The 20,899-nt window shown below is 69.9% G+C and carries 17 protein-coding genes; 15 read left to right on the plus strand and 2 right to left on the minus strand.

The window, feature by feature from the left end; translation table 11 throughout:
* Window positions 1–24: 24 nt before the first annotated feature.
* The 13 genes from AVAK2825_RS05770 (at window position 25) to AVAK2825_RS05830 (ending at window position 14,884) form a co-directional block, all read left to right on the plus strand.
* Complete coding sequence (locus AVAK2825_RS05770; RefSeq protein ID WP_284395038.1) at window positions 25–378, plus strand: hypothetical protein; 354 nt, start codon at window positions 25–27, stop codon at window positions 376–378.
* A gap of 134 nt (window positions 379–512) precedes the next feature.
* A complete protein-coding gene (locus tag AVAK2825_RS05775; RefSeq protein ID WP_284395040.1) occupies window positions 513–1,463 on the plus strand; it encodes a homoserine kinase in 951 nt (316 codons plus the stop codon).
* Between the two features lie 78 nt (window positions 1,464–1,541).
* A complete protein-coding gene (locus AVAK2825_RS05780; protein ID WP_284395042.1) occupies window positions 1,542–2,375 on the plus strand; it encodes a BPSS1780 family membrane protein in 834 nt (277 codons plus the stop codon).
* Window positions 2,376–2,699: 324 nt separating this feature from the next.
* On the plus strand, window positions 2,700–4,643 hold the full coding sequence (locus AVAK2825_RS05785) for a PhoX family protein (protein ID WP_272564549.1): 1,944 nt from the start codon (window positions 2,700–2,702) through the stop codon (window positions 4,641–4,643).
* 496 nt (window positions 4,644–5,139) lie between these two features.
* Window positions 5,140–6,339, plus strand: a complete 1,200-nt coding sequence (locus tag AVAK2825_RS05790) for an imelysin family protein (protein WP_284395045.1) — start codon at window positions 5,140–5,142, stop codon at window positions 6,337–6,339.
* An 11-nt stretch (window positions 6,340–6,350) separates the two neighbouring features.
* Window positions 6,351–7,820 (plus strand): di-heme oxidoreductase family protein, encoded by a 1,470-nt coding sequence (locus AVAK2825_RS05795; protein ID WP_272564551.1) that lies wholly within the window; start codon window positions 6,351–6,353, stop codon window positions 7,818–7,820.
* Window positions 7,817–8,923 carry an imelysin family protein gene (locus AVAK2825_RS05800; RefSeq protein WP_284395047.1) on the plus strand — a complete coding sequence of 369 codons (1,107 nt, stop codon included), beginning with the start codon at window positions 7,817–7,819 and terminating at the stop codon, window positions 8,921–8,923. The genes AVAK2825_RS05795 and AVAK2825_RS05800 overlap by 4 nt, the downstream gene beginning before the upstream one ends.
* Window positions 8,924–8,927: 4 nt before the next feature.
* On the plus strand, window positions 8,928–10,130 hold the full coding sequence (locus AVAK2825_RS05805; RefSeq protein ID WP_284395048.1) for a DUF1513 domain-containing protein: 1,203 nt from the start codon (window positions 8,928–8,930) through the stop codon (window positions 10,128–10,130).
* Between the two features lie 127 nt (window positions 10,131–10,257).
* Window positions 10,258–11,163, plus strand: a complete 906-nt coding sequence (locus AVAK2825_RS05810) for a hypothetical protein (protein WP_284395049.1) — start codon at window positions 10,258–10,260, stop codon at window positions 11,161–11,163.
* A gap of 34 nt (window positions 11,164–11,197) precedes the next feature.
* The gene (locus tag AVAK2825_RS05815; protein ID WP_284395050.1) at window positions 11,198–12,043 is read left to right on the plus strand and encodes an aspartyl/asparaginyl beta-hydroxylase domain-containing protein; all 846 of its coding nucleotides are present in this window, start codon (window positions 11,198–11,200) and stop codon (window positions 12,041–12,043) included.
* On the plus strand, window positions 12,031–13,080 hold the full coding sequence (locus tag AVAK2825_RS05820) for a sulfotransferase family protein (RefSeq protein ID WP_284395052.1): 1,050 nt from the start codon (window positions 12,031–12,033) through the stop codon (window positions 13,078–13,080). The genes AVAK2825_RS05815 and AVAK2825_RS05820 overlap by 13 nt, the downstream gene beginning before the upstream one ends.
* A 7-nt stretch (window positions 13,081–13,087) precedes the next feature.
* Window positions 13,088–14,341 carry an ABC transporter substrate-binding protein gene (locus tag AVAK2825_RS05825; RefSeq protein ID WP_284395053.1) on the plus strand — a complete coding sequence of 418 codons (1,254 nt, stop codon included), beginning with the start codon at window positions 13,088–13,090 and terminating at the stop codon, window positions 14,339–14,341.
* A 12-nt stretch (window positions 14,342–14,353) separates the two neighbouring features.
* Window positions 14,354–14,884: a phage tail protein gene (locus AVAK2825_RS05830; protein WP_272564558.1), complete on the plus strand. Its 531-nt coding sequence runs from the start codon at window positions 14,354–14,356 to the stop codon at window positions 14,882–14,884.
* 46 nt (window positions 14,885–14,930) lie between these two features.
* Here AVAK2825_RS05830 and AVAK2825_RS05835 read toward each other — a convergent pair whose 3' ends face one another.
* Window positions 14,931–17,393, minus strand: a complete 2,463-nt coding sequence (locus AVAK2825_RS05835; protein ID WP_284395056.1) for a UvrD-helicase domain-containing protein — start codon at window positions 17,391–17,393, stop codon at window positions 14,931–14,933.
* Window positions 17,394–17,447: 54 nt separating this feature from the next.
* Window positions 17,448–18,353, minus strand: a complete 906-nt coding sequence (locus tag AVAK2825_RS05840; protein ID WP_272564560.1) for a MurR/RpiR family transcriptional regulator — start codon at window positions 18,351–18,353, stop codon at window positions 17,448–17,450.
* Window positions 18,354–18,490: 137 nt separating this feature from the next.
* On the opposite strand from AVAK2825_RS05840, the gene AVAK2825_RS05845 reads away from it, so the two are divergent.
* Both AVAK2825_RS05845 and AVAK2825_RS05850 read left to right on the plus strand, forming a co-directional pair.
* Window positions 18,491–19,687 (plus strand): M20 family metallopeptidase, encoded by a 1,197-nt coding sequence (locus tag AVAK2825_RS05845; RefSeq protein WP_284395061.1) that lies wholly within the window; start codon window positions 18,491–18,493, stop codon window positions 19,685–19,687.
* A gap of 62 nt (window positions 19,688–19,749) precedes the next feature.
* Window positions 19,750–20,775 carry a Bug family tripartite tricarboxylate transporter substrate binding protein gene (locus tag AVAK2825_RS05850; RefSeq protein ID WP_284395063.1) on the plus strand — a complete coding sequence of 342 codons (1,026 nt, stop codon included), beginning with the start codon at window positions 19,750–19,752 and terminating at the stop codon, window positions 20,773–20,775.
* Window positions 20,776–20,899 lie beyond the last annotated feature (124 nt).

Here is a 20,899-nt window from a genome sequence, read left to right on the forward strand (position 1 = left end):
GTGCTGCGCTCTACAATCCGCCCCATGCGCGCTGCCCACACCCTCCTCCTGCTGGCCCTCATCGCCGGCCCCGCCCTGGCCCAGACCCCCGATCAAAACGCGGCCCAGCGCACGACTGATCAGCGAGAGCAGCTACCAAATCAGGAGCAATCGGCAGGCCGCCAGAACCAGCGCGTCGAGCGCATCCAGGTCGAAGACGAAGGCAGCCGCGTGAACGAGCTGCGGGTGGGCGGCCAGACGCAGAGCATCACCGTGCAGCCCAAGACCGGCAGCATGCCCGAATACGAAGTGCAGCCCGGCGAAGGCGCCCGCACCCGCCCACGCAACGGCGCCGAGACCAACACCGCACCGCGCGTGTGGAACGTGATGAAGTTCTGAGCCCCCGGCCGGCCGCCACGGCGCGGCCATCGGGCGATCCGGCGCGCGGCGGCTTCGGCTGCCTTCCCTGCATTCGCACTTCCGTGTCTTTTTCCTCTCCCCTTCCTTTTCCTTTTCTTCGTTTGCGCTGAGCGATGGCCGTCTTCACCGAAGTCTCCAAGAAAGAGGCGCGCGACCTGCTGCGCCGTTTGCAACTGGGCACGCTGGTATCGCTGCGCGGGATCGAGGGCGGGATCGAGAACACCAACTACTTTCTCACGAGCGACCAGGGCGAGTACGTGCTCACGCTGTTCGAGCGGCTCACCGCCGAGCAGTTGCCGTTCTACCTGCATCTGATGAAGCATCTGGCGCACGCCGGCATTCCCGTGCCCGATCCGCGGGCCGACAAGCACGGCGACATCCTGCACAGCGTGGCCGGCAAGCCGGCCGCGGTGGTGAGCAAGCTGCGCGGCAAGAGCCAGCTGGCGCCCGAAGCCTCGCACTGCGCCGCCGTGGGCGCCACGCTGGCGCGCATGCATCGGGCCGGGCACGGCTACGAACGCCGCCAGCCCAATCTGCGCGGGCTGGCCTGGTGGAACGAGACCGTTCCCGCCGTGCTGCCCCACGTGGGCGAGGAACAGGCCGCACTGCTGCGCTCCGAGCTGGCCTACCAGAACCACGTGGCGGCCTCCGCCGGCTATGCCGCTTTGCCCCGCGGGCCGGTGCATGCCGACCTGTTCCGCGACAACGTGATGTTCGACGGCGAAGAGCTGACTGGCTTCTTCGACTTCTACTTCGCGGGCGTGGACACCTTCCTCTTCGATCTGGCCGTGTGCCTGAACGACTGGTGCATCGACCTGCCCACGGGCGCGCACCACGACGTGCGGGCCCGCGCGATGCTGGACGCCTACCAAAACGTTCGCCCGCTCACCGCCGACGAGCGCACCCTGCTGCCCGCCATGCTGCGCTCCGGTGCGCTGCGTTTCTGGATCTCGCGACTGTGGGATTTCTACCTGCCGCGCGAGGCCTCGCTGCTGACGCCGCACGACCCCACGCACTTCGAGCGCGTGCTGCGCGAACGCCTGGCACACCCCGTGCATGCCTGAACGGACGCGGGCGGCCCGCCGCCGGCCGCATGTCCCTGGCCCGTGCACGGCTTGGGGCCCCTCCACCACAATCCACCCATGAAACTCCACATCGTTCCCGCCCGTGCCGGCCTTGACTGGGTCCGGCTCGGCATCCGCGTCTTCTGGCGCCAGCCGATGGCGCTGGCGGCCCTGTTCTTCATGACCATGGCCGCGATGTCGCTGGCCACCCTGCTGCCGCTGATCGGCCCGGCCGTCGCGCTGGCCCTGCTGCCCTCGGCCACGCTGGCCATGATGGTGGCCGCGGGCGAGGCCACGCAGGGGCGCTTTCCCACGCCAGCGCTGCTGCTGGTGGCGTTTCGCACCGGGCGCCAGCGGCTGCGCGACATGCTCATCCTGGGCGCCCTCTACGCCGTGGGCTTTCTGGCGGTGATGGCGATTTCGGCCCTGGTGGACGACGGGCAGTTCGCCCGCGTGTACCTGGGTGGCGAGCAGCTGACGCGCGAGGTGGCCGAGGCGGGGGATTTCCAGGCCGCCATGTGGCTTGCCCTGGCGCTGTACGTGCCGCTGTCGCTGCTGTTCTGGCATGCGCCGGGCCTGGTGCACTGGCACGGCGTGCCGCCCGTGAAGGCATTGTTCTTCAGCATGGTGGCGTGCCTGCGCAACTTCAGCGCCTTCACCGTTTATGGCCTGGTGTGGACGGGCGTGTTCCTGGGCGCGGGCATCGTGGTCAGCATCGGCGTCACGCTGCTGGCGCTCCTGGGCCTGGGCAGCGGCGTGGCGGGCGGCATCATGGTGGCGACGGCGCTCATGCTGGCGGCGATGTTCTTCACCTCGGTGGTGTTTTCGTTCCGCGACTGCTTCGAGCCACCGGAGCGGCGCCTGGTCCCGACTCCGTCCGAAGCCGCCGCCGAGCCGCCCGGCCCGCTCTGACGCGCATGCCCTTCGGGGCCAGGCCACGGGGCCAAAGCCCCCGGGCCACCGCCGACCGGACGAGCGCAGTCCGGTCCGGCCGACGGGCCCGCACCCGCCCGTCGATCGCTCCGATCCCCTCCATGGGGCCCGAGGCAGCGGTCAATGCGGCCGCCAGCGTCACGCGGCTGTCACCATTCCTTCAAATCGCTGTCACGGGCGATTCCTAGCATCCGGGCAGTGGAAGCGGCATTGCGTCGTTTCCGCGTTTGGCTCGCCGGCCTGCCGCTCCCCACGGCCGTTGCCGGCGGCGTATCGCACCCCTCTCCTTTCCGGAACAAAACGATGTCCCACACCCCGATGCCCACCCGCCGCAAGGCCCTGCAATTCCTCGCCGGCGTGCCAATGCTGCCGCTGGGCGCCAGCGCCTCCGCATCCTTCCTGACCGCCTGCGGCGGCGGCAGCGATGGCGCCACGTTCGCATCGGCCAGCTTCAGCTCGATGGCCGCGCCCACGCTGTCCAACCCGGCTGCCATGGCGACCACGTCCGTGGGCTCCACGATGAGCGTGAAGTTCAGCGACAACTCGGTGCAGAACTACCAGCTGGCCTACCAGCCCTTCTTCGTGACGGGCGACATGGTGTCCGACGGCAAGGGCGGCAAGATCCTCGCGGGCGGCTATGTGGACATCAACAACAAGGCCATCACCGACACCACCGTGGCCGGCAAGGAACGCCAGTTCTTCTCCGACTCGCCGGACGGCACCTCGCTGCTGACCGTGGCCAATGCCAAGGTGGACGGCGTGAAGGGCAACCCCGTGTTCGCCGTGGTGCAGTTCGAATACACCACCTGGGCGCAGGATGGCAAGACCGACATGTACGGCAAGCTGCCCTCCCCCATCGCCGTGCTGAGCCTGGACCAGGACCCCGCCACCGGCAAGCTGTCGCTGGTCAAGTACCACAACGTGGACACCTCCAAGGTGCACGGCCTGTGGATCACCTGCGGCGCGAGCCTGTCGCCCTGGGGCACCCACCTGTCCAGCGAAGAGTACGAGCCGGACGCCTTCACCATCGCCTCCAACGCGCAGTTCAAGGCCTACAGCAAGAACCTGTACGGCAGCGAGACGGCGGCCAACCCCTACCACTACGGCCACATGCCCGAAGTGACGGTGAACGCCGACGGCACGGCCAGCATCAAGAAGCACTTCTGCATGGGCCGCATCTCGCACGAGCTGGTGCAGGTCATGCCCGACCAGCGCACCGCGCTCATGGGTGACGACGCCACCAACAGCGCCTACTTCGTCTTCGTGGCCGACAAGGAAAAGGACCTGTCCTCCGGCACGCTGTACGCCGCCAAGGTCGGCGCGGGCTTCTCCATCGACCCCGCCGCCACCACCGCCGCGCCGCTCACCTGGATCAAGCTGGGCTCCGCCACCAGCGCCGAGATCGAGGCCCTGGCCGGCAAGCTCAAGCCCACGGACATCATGACCGTGGCCAGCGCCGACCCCAAGGACACGACCTTCACCAAGATCGTCGCCAACGGCAAGACCGAGTGGATCAAGCTGAACGCCGGCATGGAAAAGGCCGCCGCCTTCCTGGAAACCCACCGCTACGCCGCCCTGCTGGGCGCCAGCCTGGGCTTCACCAAGATGGAAGGCACCACGGTCAACGCCAAGGACAAGATCGCCTACTCGGCACTGCAGAACATCCAGACCTCGATGGTGGCGGGCAACGCGGCCAACGTGCCGGGCAACGGCATCTCGGTGCCCAAGCAGCTCGTGGCCGGTGCCGTGATGGCGCTGAACCTGCGCGGCGGCCAGAAGGACACCACCGGCGCCGCGATCAACAGCGACTGGATGCCCGTGGACACCAAGGCCCTGCTGGCCGGCGAAGACATCACGGCCGACGCGCTCGGCAACACCGCCAACCCGAACAACATCGCCAACCCGGACAACCTCAAGTTCTCGGAAAAGCTGCGCACGCTGTTCATCGGCGAGGACAGCAGCCAGCACGTCAACAACTTCCTGTGGGCGTACAACGTGGACACCAAGCAGCTGTCGCGCCTGATGTCGGTGCCCGCGGGCGGCGAATCCACCGGCCTGCATGCGGTGGACGAGATCAACGGCTTCACCTACATCATGAGCAACTTCCAGCACGCTGGCGACTGGGGCAGCATCCACAGCAAGGTCAAGGACACGCTGGACCCGCTGGTGCGCGCCAACTACAAGGACAAGTTCGGCTCGGCCGTGGGCTACCTGACGGGCACGCCGTCGCAGATGAAGCTGAGCTGAGCGCAGCCGCTCTCCCGGCATCGGAGCCGTGCCAGCGCGGCACGGCCGGTGCCCACCCAAAAGCGAGGCCCTGGCCTCGCTTTTTTCATGGGATTGGCACACGGCAGCGCCCATGGCGCACCGCCACAGAAGATTGGAGCAAAAACCGGCTCCAGCACATATTCTTCTAGGGCATTAAGCTACAAAAATGATAGCAAATAGCCTCTCCCATGGAGACCCGCCCCTTCCGGCCGCTCCGCGCATGGCGGTACGGGGCGAAGGGTTGTCTTCAAATGATAATAAATCGCATTCTTATAATGCCCGCTCACTCAGGCGCACCCCGGGCGCCGTGCTGCCGACCGGCGGCCGGATGCTCCCACCTTGCCGCCTGTTCCCGCTGCCGCTTCCACCGGCCGCTGCCCCGGGCCCGAGCCCGGCGGCACGCGGCCCGGCGCCCTGCCTCCGGCAGGCCGGAAAGCGTCCGCCCGGTCCGTTTTTACCCAACCTGGAGATGCCCATGACGACCCCCTTGTTCAGAACCGCCGCCCTCGCCGCCCTGCTGGCCGCCAGTCCGCTCGGCGCCGTGGGCGTGGCCCAGGCACAAGGCACCGCCGTCCAGGCTTCCCAGCCCGCCACCGCCAATGCCGTGGCCGCCCACTACGCCACGCTGGTCCACGCCAACTACGAAGACACGCTGAACGCAGCCAAGGCCATGCAGGCTGCCATCAAGGCCTTCACGGCCAAACCCTCGGTGGAGACGCTGGCCGAGGCCCGCAAGACCTGGCTGGCCGCGCGAGAGTTCTATGGCCAGACCGAGGCGTTCCGCTTCTACGGCGGCCCGATCGACGACGACAAGGGCCCCGAAGGCCAGATCAACGCCTGGCCCATGGACGAGTCGTACGTGGACAGCGTCGAAGGCAAGCCCGACGCCGGCCTGGTGAACAACCGCCGATTCGCCATCACCAAGAAGAACCTCGCCGCGCAGAACGAGCGCGGCGGCGAGGAGAACATCGCCACCGGCTGGCACGCCATCGAATTCTTCCTGTGGGGCCAGGACCTCTCTGAAACCGGCCCGGGCGACCGCAACTTCGAGGACTTCGTCGATGGCAAGGGCAAGAACGCCGACCGCCGCCGCCAGTACCTGACCGTGGTCACCGACCTGCTGATCGACGACCTCACCTTCCTCGTCAAGGCCTGGGACCCCAAGGCCAAGAACAACTACCGCGCCAAGTTCGCCAAGGGCGGGCAGGAATCGGTGCGCAAGATGCTGGTGGGCCTGGGCTCGCTCTCGCGCGGTGAACTGGCCGGCGAGCGGCTGGAGGTCGCGCTCAACAGCCAGGACCAGGAAGACGAGCACTCCTGCTTTTCCGACAACACGCACCGCGACGCGGTGACCAATGCCCAAGGCATCCAGAACGTGTGGCTGGGCCAGTACCGGCGCGCCGACGGCAGCCAGGTGCAGGGCCCCTCGCTGCGCGACCTGGTGGCCGCCAAGGACGCGGCCCTGGCCGAAAAGACCACGCAGCAGATCGCCGCGTCGGTGAAGGCGGCCGAGGCGATCCAGGCGCCGTTCGACCGCGAGATCATCGGCGAGAAGGACGCGCCGGGCCGCCAGCGCATCCAGAAAACCATCGACAGCCTGAGCGCCCAGTCCAAGGACCTGGTCGCCGCCGCCAACGCCATCGGCATCACCCGGCTGACCCTCGTGCAACCCTGATCGATCCCGAGATGCGTTTCCTGAAAGCCTTCCACCGCCGCCGCACCTGGCGCCTCGCGACCGCCAGCGCAGGCCTGGCGGCGGCCGCCACGGGCCTCGTGGCCAGCGGCCACCCGGACCCGCTGGGCGAGAAGCCCGGCGGCGACACCACCGTGTTCGCCACCGGGCGCAACGCCTTCTCGTTCCCCGCGGCCAACCTGCCGGACGACGAGCGCACGCGCTTCGTCATCGGCAACTCGTTCTTTCGCCGCAACTGGGTGGAGGCACCCGCCTCGACCAAGGCGCGCGACGGCCTGGGGCCGCACTTCATCGCGCGCTCGTGCGGCGGCTGCCATGTGCAGGACGGCCGCGGCGCGCCGCCCGAGATCTTCAACCGCCTGGGCGAGACCAAGGACCCCACGGTGGCGCTGCTGATCCGCCTGTCCATCCCCGGTGCCGACGGCCACGGCGGGCCGCTGCACGAGCCCGTGTACGGCGACCAGTTCAACAACGCGGGCATCACCGGCGTGAAGCCCGAGGGCCGCGTCACCCTGCGCTACCAGACCATCCAGGGCCAGTTCGCCGACGGCACGCCCTACACCCTGCTCGACCCGAAATACGGCTTTGCCGACTTAGGGTACGGGCCGATGCACCCGGACGTGATGGTCAGCCCGCGCATCGCGCCGCAGATCATCGGCGTGGGCCTGCTGGAGGCCATCGACGAGGCCGACATCCTGGCCAATGCCGCCGACCAGGCCAAGGCGCCCGGCCCCATCAAGGGCGTGCCCAACCGCGTGTGGGATGCGCCATCGGCCCGGATGATGATCGGCCGCTTCGGCTGGAAGGGCAACGTGGCCACCATCGCGCACCAGACCGGCGGCGCCTTCGTGGGCGACATGGGCATCACCTCGCGCCACTTCCCGCACGAGGCCTGCACGCCCGCGCAAAAGGACTGCCTGGCCGCGCCCAGCGGCAAGAGCGCGGGCCGCCAGGGCCAGCCGGGCGTGGAGATCGACGACAAGACCTTCGACGACGTGGTGTTCTACCAAGCCACGCTCGCCCCACCCGCCCGCCGCAAGGTGAACGACGTGCAGGTGCAGCGCGGCCAGGCGCTCTTCGCCCAGGCCCAGTGCGCCGCCTGCCACCGCCCCAGCTACGTCACCAAGGAAGGGCCGTTCCCGCGCCTGACCAGCAAGGCCGTCTCGGGCCAGCGCATCTGGCCCTACACCGACATGCTGCTGCACGACATGGGCGAAGCCCTGGCCGACCACCGGCCCGACTTCGCGGCCAACGGCCGGCAGTGGAAGACGCCCCCGCTGTGGGGCACGGGCCTGATCCAGGACGTGAACGGCCACACCCGCCTGCTGCACGACGGCCGCGCGCGCGGCGTGCTCGAAGCCATCCTGTGGCACGGCGGCGAGGCCGAGGAAGCCAAGCAGAACGTGCTCAAGATGAACAAGGCCGAGCGCGATGCGCTCGTGCAATTCGTGGAGTCGCTATGACGAAATTCCCCGCTCTGCGCCCCCTGCCCCGCCTGGCCGCGGTGGCGCTGTGCGCCCTGGCCGGCGCTGCGGCCACCGCCACCGCGCAGACCAACTGGCGGCACGACGCCGTGCCGTTCTACGACACCACGCACGCCCTGCAAAGCCTCTACGGCCATTGGGCCCTGCCCCGCGCGGGCGACTTCGCCACCGCGGCGCAGGCCCTGCCGCCCGCGGTGCGGGCCCTGTGCGATGCGCCCCCGGCACAGGCCGGCGCGGCGCTGGACGCCGCCCGCGGCGCCTGGCGCAGCACCATGCTCGCGTGGGAGAGCCTGGGCGCCGTGGCCGTGGGCCCGGTGATCGCCCGGCGCACGCAGCGCCAGATCGACTTCGCACCCACCCGGCCCCCGCTCATCGAGCGCGCCATCAAGACGCAGCCGCAGGGTACCAAGGCGTTCGAGCGCGTGGGCACGCCCGCCAAGGGCCTGCCCGCCCTCGAATGGCTGCTGTGGACGCAGCCGGCCCAGCCCGCCACGCCGGCCTGCCGGTACGCGGTGGAGGCGGCGCTGGACGTGGAGCGCGAGGCGGTGGCCCTCAAGGCGGCGTTCGACGGCGCCGCCACCACCGACTGGGCCGCCGAGGACGAGCAGGAGCGCTCCACCCAGGCCATGGGCGAGTTCATCAACCAGTGGGTGGGCGGTATCGAACGCCTGCGCTGGGCCCACATGGAAAAGCCGCTGCGCGCCGCCCAGGGCAGCCGCACGCCGGACTACCCGCGCGCCGCCAGCGGCCTCACGCCCGAAGCCTGGGCCGCCGAATGGAAAGCCTTGCGCACGCTGGCCGTGCTGCCGCAGGGCGCCGCGCTGCCCAAGCCGGGCGAGGCCCTCGTGCCGCTGGAAACCTACCTGCGCGGCCGCGGCCTGAACCCCCTTGCCGACCAGCTGCTGCAGGCCACGCAGCGCATCGACACCGCCTTTACCGCCCTGGCGCAGCCCGGCAAGAACACCGGGCCGCAGGTGCTGCAGGCGGCCAAGGAACTGACCGCGCTCAAGCGCCTGGCCGAGGCCGAGATCGCACCGGCGCTGCAGGTGAGCATCGGGTTTTCGGACGCCGACGGGGACTGACGCCATGCCAACCAAGCGACCGGAACCCATCCCTGCCGCCTCGGCATCGCTGTCGCGCCGGCAGGCGCTGCGGCTCGGCGCAGGCCTGGGGCTGGCCGTGCCGCTGGCCGCCGCCTGGGCCGGCCCGGCCGCGGCTGCGGGCTCGCTGCGCCTGGCAGCGGCATGGCAGCAGGAAGACGGCAGCTACCGCATCGGCGTGCTGCAGGCCCGGCCCGGCCAGGACGCACCGCTGCGCGCAACCCACACCCTGGACATTCCCACCCGTGCCCACGGCCTGTGCCCCCTGCCGGACGGTAGCATCGTGGCGGCGTCGCGCCGGCCCGGCGACTGGCTGGTGCGCTGGTGGCCAGGCACCCCGCGCGAACCCGTCTGGCAGTGGACGGACGGCACCCGCTCGTTCAACGGCCACGTGATCGCATCGCCGGACGGACGCCTGCTCTACACCACCGAGACCGATGCCGACACCGGCCAGAGCCTGGTCGTGCAGCGCAGCGCCGAGCGGCTGGAGGCGGTGAGCGAATGGCCGACGCAGGGCATCGACGCGCACGAACTCCTCTGGGACCGCCACACGCTCGCCGATGGCGCGCCCACCTTGATCGTCGCCAACGGCGGTGTGCCCACCGCACCGGAGACCGGCCGCGTGAAACGCGCGCTGGAGACCATGGACTCGTCCGTCGTGCGGCTGCATGGCCGCACCGGTGGCGTGCTGGGCCAATGGCGGCTGGACGACCGGCGGCTGAGCCTTCGGCACCTGGCCTGGAACACCGACGGCCGGGTGCTGGGCATCGCCCTGCAAGCCGAGCACGACGGCCAGCCGGACCGGGAGGCGGCGCCCGTGCTGGCGCTCTTTGATGGCAAGGCGCTGCGGGCCGCCGCGCCTGTCCCCGCGCAGGGGCCCGGCGGCCCACAGGGCGGTTTGCAAGGCGGTTTGCGGGGGTATGGCGGCAGCATCGCCGCCACCCCCCAGGGATGGGCCGTGAGCTGCCCGCGCGCCCAGGGCATCGCCACCTTCAGCCCACAGGGGGACTGGCAGCGCCTGGTGGCGCTGCCCGAGGTCTGCGCACTCGCCGTGTACGGCACCGCACTCTGGGCTGCCGGGCTGGACCACACCCTCGAAGACGCCTGCGGCGCCGCACCGCAGCCCCATCTCCACCGCAGCGGCCTGGCCAAGGCGCGTGTGGACAACCACTGGTACATCACCGGGTAAACCCTGCACACGCCCTCTTGAGAGATGTTGCATCGCGGAACACCAAAATAAAAACTATCGGAGTCATTACAAAATGGCAAAAATTTAGGACTTTTCCTTACACTCCGCCGGTTATCACGGGGTGCCCATGTCCTTTCTTCCTCCGCAACGCAAACACCTGATCGCGGCCCTGGTGGCTGGGGCCCTGCACTGCCATGCAGTGATGGCGGCGGACATCGTGCTTGCACCGCCGCCCAATGGCGGCTTCACGGTGACCAACACCGACAAAACCCAGATCCGCCTGCGCGTGGACGAGGCGTCAGGCTCCGTCACGGTGCCCGGACTGGCGTCGGCGCCGTCGCAGGCGACGCCGGTGTGCCATGGCCCCGGGGGCGCCCTCGGCAACTGTGCGGGCGTGGTGGGGGCCACCGGCGCGACAGGTGCCACGGGCGCTACGGGCCCGGCCGGCGCCACCGGGGCGACCGGCAGCGCGGGCCCGACCGGCCCCACGGGCATCGCCGGCCCGACGGGGACCACCGGCCCGTCCGGCGCCACCGGGGCCACGGGCAGTGCCGGGCCCACCGGGCCCACCGGGGCGACCGGCGTGACAGGCTCCACGGGCACCACCGGAGCGACGGGGGCCCTCGGTCCCACGGGCAGCGCGGGAGTGGCCGGGCCCACGGGCCCTACGGGATCGGCAGGCGCCACGGGCGCCACAGGCTCCACCGGTGGCACCGGCCCTGCGGGCCCGACCGGCGCGGCAGGCTCGGTGAGCACGGGAGTCACCGTGCGCGAGATCACGCTGCAACCGGTGAATGCACAGGCCTGCGCCGTCACCTCCTGCTGCAATGCGGGCGAGAAGGTGCTGGGCGGTGGCCATTCCGCAAGCACCGGCCAGACGTCGCCCGAAGACATCGGCGTCTATCTGGGCGAGAGCCGCCCGGTGGCCAATTGCGGCGGCAATGCGGGCACCTTCGGTTGGACGATCCGCGCCCTCAACTCCTATCGCTCGGACCTGCAAAGCTGCACGGCCTACGCGATCTGCGCCCAGTAACGGCGCTGGCTTCACCCACGGCCCGCATCGCCCCATGACCGCCCAGCCCACCGTGGCACCCCTTGCGCCCAACGACTTCCCGCCCATGCGGCGGCTGGCGCACGGCATGGCCGAAGTGGCTGCGGCGCTGCAAGAGGTCCATGCATTGCCGGACAGCCTCTGGGGCCCGCATTTCAATCTGGCGAAGCACAACGGCGGCTGGCACGTGGCGGCCCTGCGCAGCACATCCCGCTCGCCGCTGCCTGCCGCGCCAGGCGAGTTCGCCGCGGACTTCTTCCAGGACGAAGCCACGATGGCGCAATGCCCCGCCATTCGGACCCTGGTGGCCGGCATCACGGAAGGCGCGCCGCTCAAATCGGTGCGCGTGCTGCGCCTGGCGCCCGGTGGCACCATCCTGGAACACGCCGATGCCGGCGTGGGGCTGCGGGATGGCGAGGTGCGCCTGCACCTGCCGCTGCAGACGCATGACGAAGTCTTTTTCCATGTGGGTGGCCAGCGGGTGCCCATGCGCACGGGCGAGTGGTGGTATGCCGATTTCTCCCTGCCGCACCGGGTTTGCAACCGGGGCACGGTCGAGCGGCTGCACCTGGTGGTGGATTGCGAGGCGACGCCCCGCCTGCGCCAGGCCATCGCCGCGGGCGATGCCGGGCGGCCCTACCCGCCCGAACAGGACCCGCAGTGGCGGTTCGCGCGGTTTCGGGACCAGGTCTTCGACGAGCCGGCGCTGCAGGACCGCCTGCTGGGCATCCACTCCCGGGAGGCATTCGCGCAGGCCTGCATGGAAATGGGCCAGGCCCGTGGATGGGCCTTCACCGAGGCGGAAGTCCTGTCCGCCATGGCCTCCGGGCGGCAGGCATGGATGCAGCAATGGGTCGTCTGAATTTCGAGGGCTGGTCGCCCATCCGCATCTATCCCGGGGCCGGCGGCGAGACGCTGGTGGACTGGATGCGCGCGCCGCCCGAAGTCACGCGCGCGCCCTTCTTCTCGGACGGGGTGCAGGATGCGATGCATCACCCCTTCCACCAGGGGTTTCGCCGGCAGACACCGCTGTCCGATCTGCTCGACTGGGCCCAGGCCTCGCCGGGCCTGGCGCCCTCGGGCATCGTCTTTCACGTGTCGCGCTGCGGCTCGACGCTCGTGACGCAGGCCTTCGCGGCGCTCGACAGCCACGTCACCCTCTCGGAGCCTCCGCTGCTGGACGATCTGATGCGCGCGAACGCCCTGCTGCCCGGCATGGATCGGGCACTGGCGGTTCCCGCGGCCAGGGCGGTGGCCAGCGCTTGGTCGCAGCCGCTGCGGCCGGGCCACGGGGCAAGGCGCAGCCACCTCCTCATCAAATGCGATTGCTGGGCCACAGGCTATGCGGACCAGATCGCGCAAGCCTGGCCCGACACCCCGTGGCTTTTCCTGTACCGGGACCCGCTGGAAGTGCTCGTGTCCCAGTGGCAGCAGCGCGCGGCCTACCTGATCGCGGGCGGGCCCCTCGGCGTCAACCCCGCCGGCATCGCGTTCGACGATGCCTTGCACATGGGGCCCGAAGCCTATTGCGCCCGCAGCCTGGGCGCCCTCTACGAAACCATGGTGCAGCAGTTCCGGCCGGAGCGCACGCTGCTGCTGGACTACCGGCAGCTTCCATCGGCCATCGTCACCGAGATTGCACCCCATTTCGGCATGGCGCTCGACGCTGCGGCCACCGAGCAGGCCGAACTCACCTTCGCTGTCCATGCGAAGCACCCCAACCACCCGTTCGCACCCGACGCGCAGCGCAAGCACAGCCAGGCTTCGCCTCGCCTGCACGAACTGGCCATGCAATGGATCGATCCCCACTACCGCGCTTTGGAAGCCATGCGTGCGGCGGCCGGCAAGGCCTCCATGCACGCCGGCGGGACCCCTTCCGAAGCCCTTGAAGCCGGTTGACCACGCAATGACTTTTTCGCCCCCCTCCCCTGCGCGACTCGGCCGACGTGGCTTCCTGGGCGCCTCCGTGTCCACGGCAGCGACCGTGGCCTGCGCCGCCGCGCCGGCCCTGGCAGCGCCGACGGACCAGCAGCCCCTGGCGCGACACGGCATCCGGCGGACGGTCGGCGTCCTGCTGCCGGAATCGTCGCGCTACCCCACCCTTTCCGCGGAGTTCCTGGCCGGCCTGCAAGTGGGCGCCGAAGCCTCGGAACACCCCCCGCGTTGGCTGCCGCTGCCCTACGGGCGCAGTCCCCAGGCCGCGCTGCGGCAGGCGCGTGACGCCGTCGGATCCGGTGCGGTCGACGCGCTGGCAGGATGGCTGCCGATGCAGTCGGCCCGGGATCTGGTGCCGCTCCTGGAAGCGAACCAGGTGCCTTTTCTGGCCAGCGACACGGGGGCCGACCGGCTGCCCACACGGCTGGCCGCCCGCTCGCCGTGGCTGATTGCGCACACGTTGGGGCTGTGGCAGTCCTGCGCGGTGCTGGGGCAGGAAGCCCCGCGGCGCTGGGGCAGCCGCGCCCTGCTGTGCATGGGCTTTCTGGAAAGCGGCTACGACTTTCCGCATGAATTCCGCCGCGCGTTCGAGGCCGCAGGCGGCACGGTGTCCGCAGTGCACGTCTCCGGCCTGCCCGACGGCTCCGACGAGTTCGCCGGCCTGCGTTCGGCCTGGCATTCCGCCCGCGCCGACTTCGTGGTGGCCCTGTATTCCGGCGCGCAGGCCTTGCGCTTTCAGCGGCAGTGGAGCCAATTGCAGCCGCACAGCCCGCCCCCCGTGGTGGGCACCCTCTTTTCGCAAGGGCCGGCGGACGCTGTCCAGGCGCTGCCGAGAGGCTGGGCCAGCGTGGCCTCCTGGAACGCCGGGTCCGATGCCTGCCGGTCGATCGCCGCCCGTTGCACGCCTCGGGGCGCCGGTTCGCTGACGGACCTGAGCGGCCCGGCCCTGCTCGGCTTCGAGGCCGGGCAGCGCTTCGCGCAGTGGCAGAGCAACGGCGCGGGGGTTGAACAACTGGCCCTCCTGCGTGCGGCCCCGGACAATGGCCCCCGCGGCGCCCAGCCCCACGATCTGGCGAGCGGCGAGCGCAACGGCACCCACTGGCTTCGCGGCGGCACGCCCGCAACGGGCGTTGCCACCGAGCTGGCATGGGCCACGCGCGGCACCCCAGCACCGCTCGGAGCCCCCGGCTGCAGCGGCTGGGCCACCCCTTATCTCGTGACTTAATGGAAGAACATCATGGCTGCAGACCCATTCCTCGGTGAAATCTCCGTGTTCGCAGGCAACTACGCGCCCCGAAACTGGGCTTTCTGCTGGGGCCAGCTGCTGGCGATCTCCAGCAACAGCGCATTGTTCTCGCTGCTGGGCACCACCTACGGCGGCAATGGCCAGACCACCTTCGCGCTGCCCGATCTGCGCGGCCGCATACCGCTGGGCATGGGCCAATTGCCTGGCGGAAGCTTCTACAGCCAGGGGCAGATGGGCGGGCAGGAGAGCGTCACGCTCAACATCAACAACATGCCGATGCACAACCACACCACGACCGTGGCGGTGAACAGCGGCGCGGGCAACTCGGCAGCGCCCAACGGCCGGTATCTGGCCGCTTCCGACCGGCGCGACAACCAATACACCAACCAGGCCCCCGACGGCAACCTGGCCGGCATTACGACGGGGCTGGCCGGAAACAGCGTGCCGCACGAGAACATGCAGCCTTATCTCTCCCTCAACTTCATCATCGCGCTCGTAGGGACCTTTCCGGCGCGAAATTGAGGCACGCCGCGGGGCAGCGCATGCTGGCCCGCCCCACGGTTCGCAATCAATCCACCACGGTCAGCTTGGCCACCGACAGCGCCAGCCATTTGGTGCCATGCCGGGGAAAGTTCACCTGCGCGCGCGCATCGTCGCCGGTGCCCTCCAGCGCCAGCACCTTGCCCTCGCCGAACTTGGTGTGGAACACGCCCAGCCCCACGCGCAGCCCGTGCGACGGAGCGGCCTTCTGCACCGGGACCGGTGGGCTGGCGAACGATTCCGACCTGGATCCGAATCCACCTCTCGCGCTAGATCCATATGCACCGCCAGCTCCTGAATTAGGAGCAAACGTGCCGAACCCCTGCTGCTTGGGCGTGATCCATTTCAACGCGGCTTCGGGCAGTTCGTCGAAGAACCGGCTCTTGATGTTGTAGCGCGTCTGGCCGTGCAGCAGCCGGGTCTGCGAATGGCTCAGGTACAGGCGCTTTCGCGCGCGGGTGATGGCCACGTACATCAGGCGCCGCTCTTCCTCCAGCCCTTCGCGATCGCTCATGGCGTTCTCGTGGGGGAACAGGCCCTCTTCCATGCCGCCGATGAACACGGCGTCGAACTCCAGGCCCTTGGAGGCGTGCACGGTCATGAGCTGCACGGCATCCTGGCCGGCCTGCGCCTGGTTGTCGCCCGCCTCCAGCGCCGCGTGGGTCAGGAAGGCGGCCAGGGGCGAGAGCGTTTCGCCGGTATCGGTGTCCACGATGCCCGCCACGCCGCCGGCCAGCGGCTCGTCCGTCGTGGGCAGCGAGGGGTCCAGGCCCTGGCTCGCCGGGCTTTGCGTGAGCGGCGTGCCGTGCTCGTCCACCGGCAGCGCGATGGCGTCGCGCCCGAAGCCTTCCTGCGTGACGAAGCTCTCGGCCGCGTTCACCAGTTCCTGCAGGTTTTCGATGCGGTCGGCGCCTTCCTTCTCGGAGCGGAAGTGCTCCAGCAAACCGCTCGATTCCAGCATCTGCTCGATGATGCCGCGCAGGGTCATGCCCTGCGTCTGCTCGCGCAGCACGTCGACCAGGGCGACGAAGCTGCCCAGGTTGGCGCCGGCCTTGCCCGGCACCGCGGTGACGGCATCGTGCAGCGAGCAGCCCGCGCTGCGCGCCGCGTCCTGCAGCACCTCGACCGTGCGCGCGCCGATGCCGCGCGGCGGGAAATTGACCACGCGCAGAAAGCTCGTGTCGTCGTGCGGGTTCTCCAGCACGCGCAGGTAGGCCAGCGCGTGCTTGATTTCGGCCCGCTCGAAGAAGCGCAGGCCGCCGTACACGCGGTAAGGCACCGCGGCATTGAACAGGGCCGACTCGATCACCCGGCTCTGCGCATTGCTGCGGTAGAGCACGGCCACTTCCTTGCGCTCGAAGCCGTCGCTGCGCACGAGCTGGCGGATCTCCTCCACCATCCACTGCGCCTCGGCCAGGTCGGTGGTGGCCTCGAACACGCGCACCGGCTCGCCGGGGCCCTGCGTGGTGCGCAGGTTCTTGCCCAGGCGCTTGCTGTTGTGGCTGATGAGGGCGTTGGCCGAATCGAGGATGTTGCTGTAGCTGCGGTAGTTCTGCTCCAGCTTGATCTGGCGCTGCACGTCGAACTCGCGCACGAAGTCGGCCATGTTGCCCACGCGCGCACCGCGGAAGGCATAAATGCTCTGGTCGTCGTCGCCCACGGCGATCACGCTGCCGCGCGCCTGGAACTGGCCGTCCGCCACGTCGCCCGCGAGCTGCTTGAGCCAGGCGTACTGCAGCTTGTTGGTGTCCTGGAACTCATCCACCAGGATGTGCTGGAAGCGCCGCTGGTAATGCGCGCGCACCGGGTCGTTGTCGCGCAGCAGTTCGTAGCTGCGCAGCATCAGTTCGCCGAAATCGACCACGCCCTCGCGCTGGCACTGCTCTTCGTACAGCTGGTACAGCTCGACCTTCTTGCGGGCATCGGCATCGCGTGCGTCCACGTCGCCCGGGCGCAGGCCCTCTTCCTTGCAGCCGCTGATGAAGTACTGCACCTGCTTCGGGGGAAAGCGCTCCTCGTCGATGTTGAACTGCTTGCACAGCCGCTTGACGGCCGAAAGCTGGTCCTGCGTGTCCAGGATCTGGAAGGCCTGCGGCAGCCCGGCCAGCTTGTAGTGCGCCCGCAGCAGGCGGTTGCACAGCCCGTGGAAGGTGCCGATCCACATGCCGCGCACGTTCACCGGCAGCATGGCCGACAGGCGCAGGACCATCTCCTTGGCGGCCTTGTTGGTGAAGGTGACGGCCAGGATGCCGCCGTGCGTGGCATAGCCGTTCTGCAGCAGCCAGGCGATGCGGGTGGTGAGCACCCGGGTCTTGCCCGAGCCCGCGCCCGCAAGGATCAGGGCATGCCCGGCGGGCAGCGTGACCGCGGCCAGTTGCTCGTCGTTCAGGTTCTGCAGCAGGGGCGAGGCGGCATCGGACTGGGGCGCGGGGCCGGCGTCGCCAGCACCGAAAGGCGCTGGCGCGCCGGAAAACAGGTCGTGTGGGAGCATGGCGCCATTGTAGGAACCTCCACCGGCCGCCCTCCGCCGTGGGGCTGCTCGGCGCTACCCCCCGCTGCGCGGCCGGGCCGGGTGCGGCGGCATGCGGCGCAGGCCGTCCACCGCGTCGGCCTCGAAGTCCTTCCACAACGCGTCGCGGCGCTGCAGGGTCTGCGCCACCTCGCCATGCCGCTGCTGCGCCACGGCGGACACCAGCGCGTTGCACAGGAAGAACGCGGCGGTGTAGGAGTCGAACGGGGACGCGTTCGCCGTGCCCACCAGCAGGCTGTGGTGGGCGCAGGCCACGATGGGTGCCGCCGCGCTGTCGGTGATCGCCACCACGGTGCATCCCTGCTGCCGGAAATGCTGCGCGGCCAGCAGCGCGCCGTTGGAATAGCGGCGGATGGTGAACACCAGCAGCACGTCCTGCGGCTCGGTCCACAGCAGCCGGTCCACCGCGAAGGGCGCGCCCGCGCCCAATTCCAGCACCTGCGGCCGGCACATGTTCAGGTGGGTGGTGAGGTAGGAGGACACCGGCACGCTGTTTTTCTCGGCCATCACGAAGACGCGCCCCTGGCAGCCGCTGATGGCCTGCACCACCGCCCCGAACACGCCCATGTCCAGCCCCTGCCGGGTGGCGGTGAGATTGTGCTGGTCGTGCAGCAGCGCATCGTCCACGCACTCGGCCAAGGTGCGGTCGCTCCCGATGGTGGCGCGCGTGCGCTGGGCGGGCGTCTGCAGCAGCACGGTCACCTCGCTGCGGGCTTCGCGGCGCACCTCGGCCAGGCTGGCATAGCCCAGCTTGGCGAACAGCCGCACCACGGTGGAGGCGCTGGTGCCCGCGCGCGCGGCCATGGCGCTGGCCGAGTCGAGCAATCCGTCGGGGTAGTGGCGCTGCAGGTCGTCCGCCAGCGCACGTTCGCTGGCCGTCAGGGTGGGGGCGTGGAGGACGAGCCGTTCGGTCAGGAGCATGGCAGGGATGGAGAAATCGACGGGGATGGGTGAGCGTAATCCAGCGCAGCCCCGCATGGCGAAGCACCGCGAGCACATTGCAATGACTGTTTCATGAATATATGATTATTGAAATATTCATTTCACTCGCGATGCCCATGACCACTACCATCGAAGCCGCCTCCCCTGCCACCGGCCAGGCCTTGCCGCCGGCTGCGCAACCCCTGCTGGCCTGGCTGGCCTCGCAGGAAAGCGCCATGTTCGATCTGCTGCGGCAGGTGGTGGACACCGACAGCGGCAGCGGCCATGTGGAGGGCGTGCAGCAGGTCGCGGCCCTGCTGCGCGGGCGGCTGGAAGCGGCTGGCATCGCGGTGCAGACCCTGCCGCAGCCGGGCTGGGGCGAATGCATGCTGGCCCGCATTCCGGGCAGCGATCCAGCGGCCGCAGGCCACCTGCAGCTCATGGGCCACATGGACACGGTGTTCCCCCTGGGCACGGCCGCCGAGCGCCCCTGGCGGGTGGAAGCCGGCAAGGCCTTCGGGCCCGGCGTGGCGGACATGAAATCCGGCCTGGTCATGAACGTCTTCGTGGCCGAGGCGCTGGCCCGGTTCGGCGGCAACGCCTCGCCCGTGCACCTGTTCTTCTCATGCGACGAAGAAGTGGGCTCGCCCGCCTGCCGCACGGTGATCCGCGAAATCTCCCAGGGCGCGCGCGCCGTGCTCAACGCCGAGCCCGGCCGCATCACGGGCAACGTGGTGGTCGAGCGCAAGGGCTCGTACCGCATCGATTTCGAGGTGCAGGGCGTGGCCGCGCATGCGGGCATCAACCCCGCGCAAGGGGCCAGCGCCATCGAGGCCCTGGCGCGCAAGACGGTGGCCCTGCACGCGCTCAACGGCTGCGAGCCGGGCGTGACGCTCAACGTCGGCTTCATCCAGGGCGGCATGGCCTCCAACGTCGTCGCGCCGCTGGCGCGGGCCCATCTGGACCTGCGCTACACGGCCGAGAACGACCTCGAAGCCGTGCTGGCCCGCATCCGCGCGGTGATCGAAGAAGAATCGCTGCCCCGCACCAGTGGCCGCATCGTGGAGCAGACCGGCACGCTGCCCATGGCCAAAACCCCGGCCGACCTGCTGGCCGCCTACCAGCGCAGCGCGGCGCAGGTTGGCTTCGCGGTCGAGGGCGAATTCACCGGCGGGGCCGCCGACAGCGGCATCACCTCGTCGATGGGCATTCCCTCGCTGTGCGCGCTGGGCCCGGTGGGCGGATACGCCCACAGCGAGCGCGAGTTCTGCGACCTGACCACCTTCGTGCCACGGGCCCAGGCGCTGGCCCTCACCCTGCTCGCGCTGGGCTGACGGCGGGCCAGGCCGCGCCCTGTTTTCACCTTTGTCTCTTTTCATTTGCCATTGCCCCTGCCATGCCTGTTCGCACCGCCCCTTCCTCGCCTGACGCCTGCCACCTGACCCGCCGCCAGATCCTGGCCTCCAGCCTCGGGCTGGGCTTGGCCGGCCTGCCCGCCGTGGCCAGCCACGCGGCAGAGACCTACCCCGCGCGCCCGATCACGCTCGTCGTGCCCTTCCCGCCCGGCGGCTCGGTGGACGTGATGGCGCGGCAATACGCCGAGCCGCTCGGCCGCATCCTGGGCGTGCCCATGGTCATCGACAACAAGCCCGGCGCGGGCGGATCGATCGGCGCGCAGTTCGTGGCCCGCTCCAAGGCCGACGGCTACACGCTCGTGGTCTCGTCGCAAAGCAGCCACCTGGCCAATCCGCTCGTGCAGCCCAATCTGGGCTACGACCCCATCAAGGACTTCGACAACATCGCCATCCTGGGCCGCCAGCCCAACGTGCTCGTCGTGCACCCCAGCCTGCCGGTGAAGACCTTCGCCGAGTTCGTGGCCTACGCCAAGCAGCGCCCGGGCCAGCTCAACTTCTGCAGCGCCGGCGCCGGCAGCATGGGACAGCTCAATGTCGAAATGATGCAGCTGGCCATCGGCACACAGGCCGTTCACGTGCCCTACCGCGGCGGCTCTCCGCTCATCACTGCCGTGCTGGCCAACGAGGTGCAGTTCACGCTCGACAACCTGGTCATCTTCCTGCCGCACATCCAGGCCGGCAAGCTGCGCGCGCTGGCCGTGGCGTCGCCCCAGCGCCTGCCGCAACTGCCCGACGTGCCCACCTTCGCCGAACTGGGCCAGGCCCCGCTCAACCAGACATCGTGGACCGGCATCGCCGCGCCCGCCAACACGCCTCCCGCCATCGTGGCCACGCTGCACAAGGCCATCCGCACGGCAGCCATGGAACCCTCCATGCTGGAGAACCTACGCGGCCGCGGCGTGATCGCGCCGGAAGACATGGCACCGGCCGGCTTCGAGAAGATGATGGCCGAGCGCCTGGTGGCCTACGGCGACGTGGTGCGCCGCGCCAACGTCAAGCCCGATTAGGCCGCACACCCGGCCTCCCGCCCCACCCCGCTTCGGGGCCGGGGCCCCACATGCACGGGCGGCTCCCAAGCCGTGCGCATCTGTGGGAACATGGCGCGCAACACCACTGCCGCTGCTCCGCTGC

The sequence above is a fragment of the Acidovorax sp. SUPP2825 genome (assembly GCF_030158995.1).
In the GTDB taxonomy this organism is placed as follows: Bacteria; Pseudomonadota; Gammaproteobacteria; order Burkholderiales; family Burkholderiaceae_C; genus Paracidovorax.

Coding starts and splice junctions, on each gene's coding strand:
- AVAK2825_RS05770 (WP_284395038.1), top strand. CDS start 25: ATGCGCGCTGCCCACACCCTCCTCCTGCTGGCCCTCATCGCCGGCCCC.
- AVAK2825_RS05775 (WP_284395040.1), top strand. CDS start 513: ATGGCCGTCTTCACCGAAGTCTCCAAGAAAGAGGCGCGCGACCTGCTG.
- AVAK2825_RS05780 (WP_284395042.1), top strand. CDS start 1,542: ATGAAACTCCACATCGTTCCCGCCCGTGCCGGCCTTGACTGGGTCCGG.
- AVAK2825_RS05785 (WP_272564549.1), top strand. CDS start 2,700: ATGTCCCACACCCCGATGCCCACCCGCCGCAAGGCCCTGCAATTCCTC.
- AVAK2825_RS05790 (WP_284395045.1), top strand. CDS start 5,140: ATGACGACCCCCTTGTTCAGAACCGCCGCCCTCGCCGCCCTGCTGGCC.
- AVAK2825_RS05795 (WP_272564551.1), top strand. CDS start 6,351: ATGCGTTTCCTGAAAGCCTTCCACCGCCGCCGCACCTGGCGCCTCGCG.
- AVAK2825_RS05800 (WP_284395047.1), top strand. CDS start 7,817: ATGACGAAATTCCCCGCTCTGCGCCCCCTGCCCCGCCTGGCCGCGGTG.
- AVAK2825_RS05805 (WP_284395048.1), top strand. CDS start 8,928: ATGCCAACCAAGCGACCGGAACCCATCCCTGCCGCCTCGGCATCGCTG.
- AVAK2825_RS05810 (WP_284395049.1), top strand. CDS start 10,258: ATGTCCTTTCTTCCTCCGCAACGCAAACACCTGATCGCGGCCCTGGTG.
- AVAK2825_RS05815 (WP_284395050.1), top strand. CDS start 11,198: ATGACCGCCCAGCCCACCGTGGCACCCCTTGCGCCCAACGACTTCCCG.
- AVAK2825_RS05820 (WP_284395052.1), top strand. CDS start 12,031: ATGGGTCGTCTGAATTTCGAGGGCTGGTCGCCCATCCGCATCTATCCC.
- AVAK2825_RS05825 (WP_284395053.1), top strand. CDS start 13,088: ATGACTTTTTCGCCCCCCTCCCCTGCGCGACTCGGCCGACGTGGCTTC.
- AVAK2825_RS05830 (WP_272564558.1), top strand. CDS start 14,354: ATGGCTGCAGACCCATTCCTCGGTGAAATCTCCGTGTTCGCAGGCAAC.
- AVAK2825_RS05835 (WP_284395056.1), bottom strand. CDS start 17,393: ATGCTCCCACACGACCTGTTTTCCGGCGCGCCAGCGCCTTTCGGTGCT.
- AVAK2825_RS05840 (WP_272564560.1), bottom strand. CDS start 18,353: ATGCTCCTGACCGAACGGCTCGTCCTCCACGCCCCCACCCTGACGGCC.
- AVAK2825_RS05845 (WP_284395061.1), top strand. CDS start 18,491: ATGACCACTACCATCGAAGCCGCCTCCCCTGCCACCGGCCAGGCCTTG.
- AVAK2825_RS05850 (WP_284395063.1), top strand. CDS start 19,750: ATGCCTGTTCGCACCGCCCCTTCCTCGCCTGACGCCTGCCACCTGACC.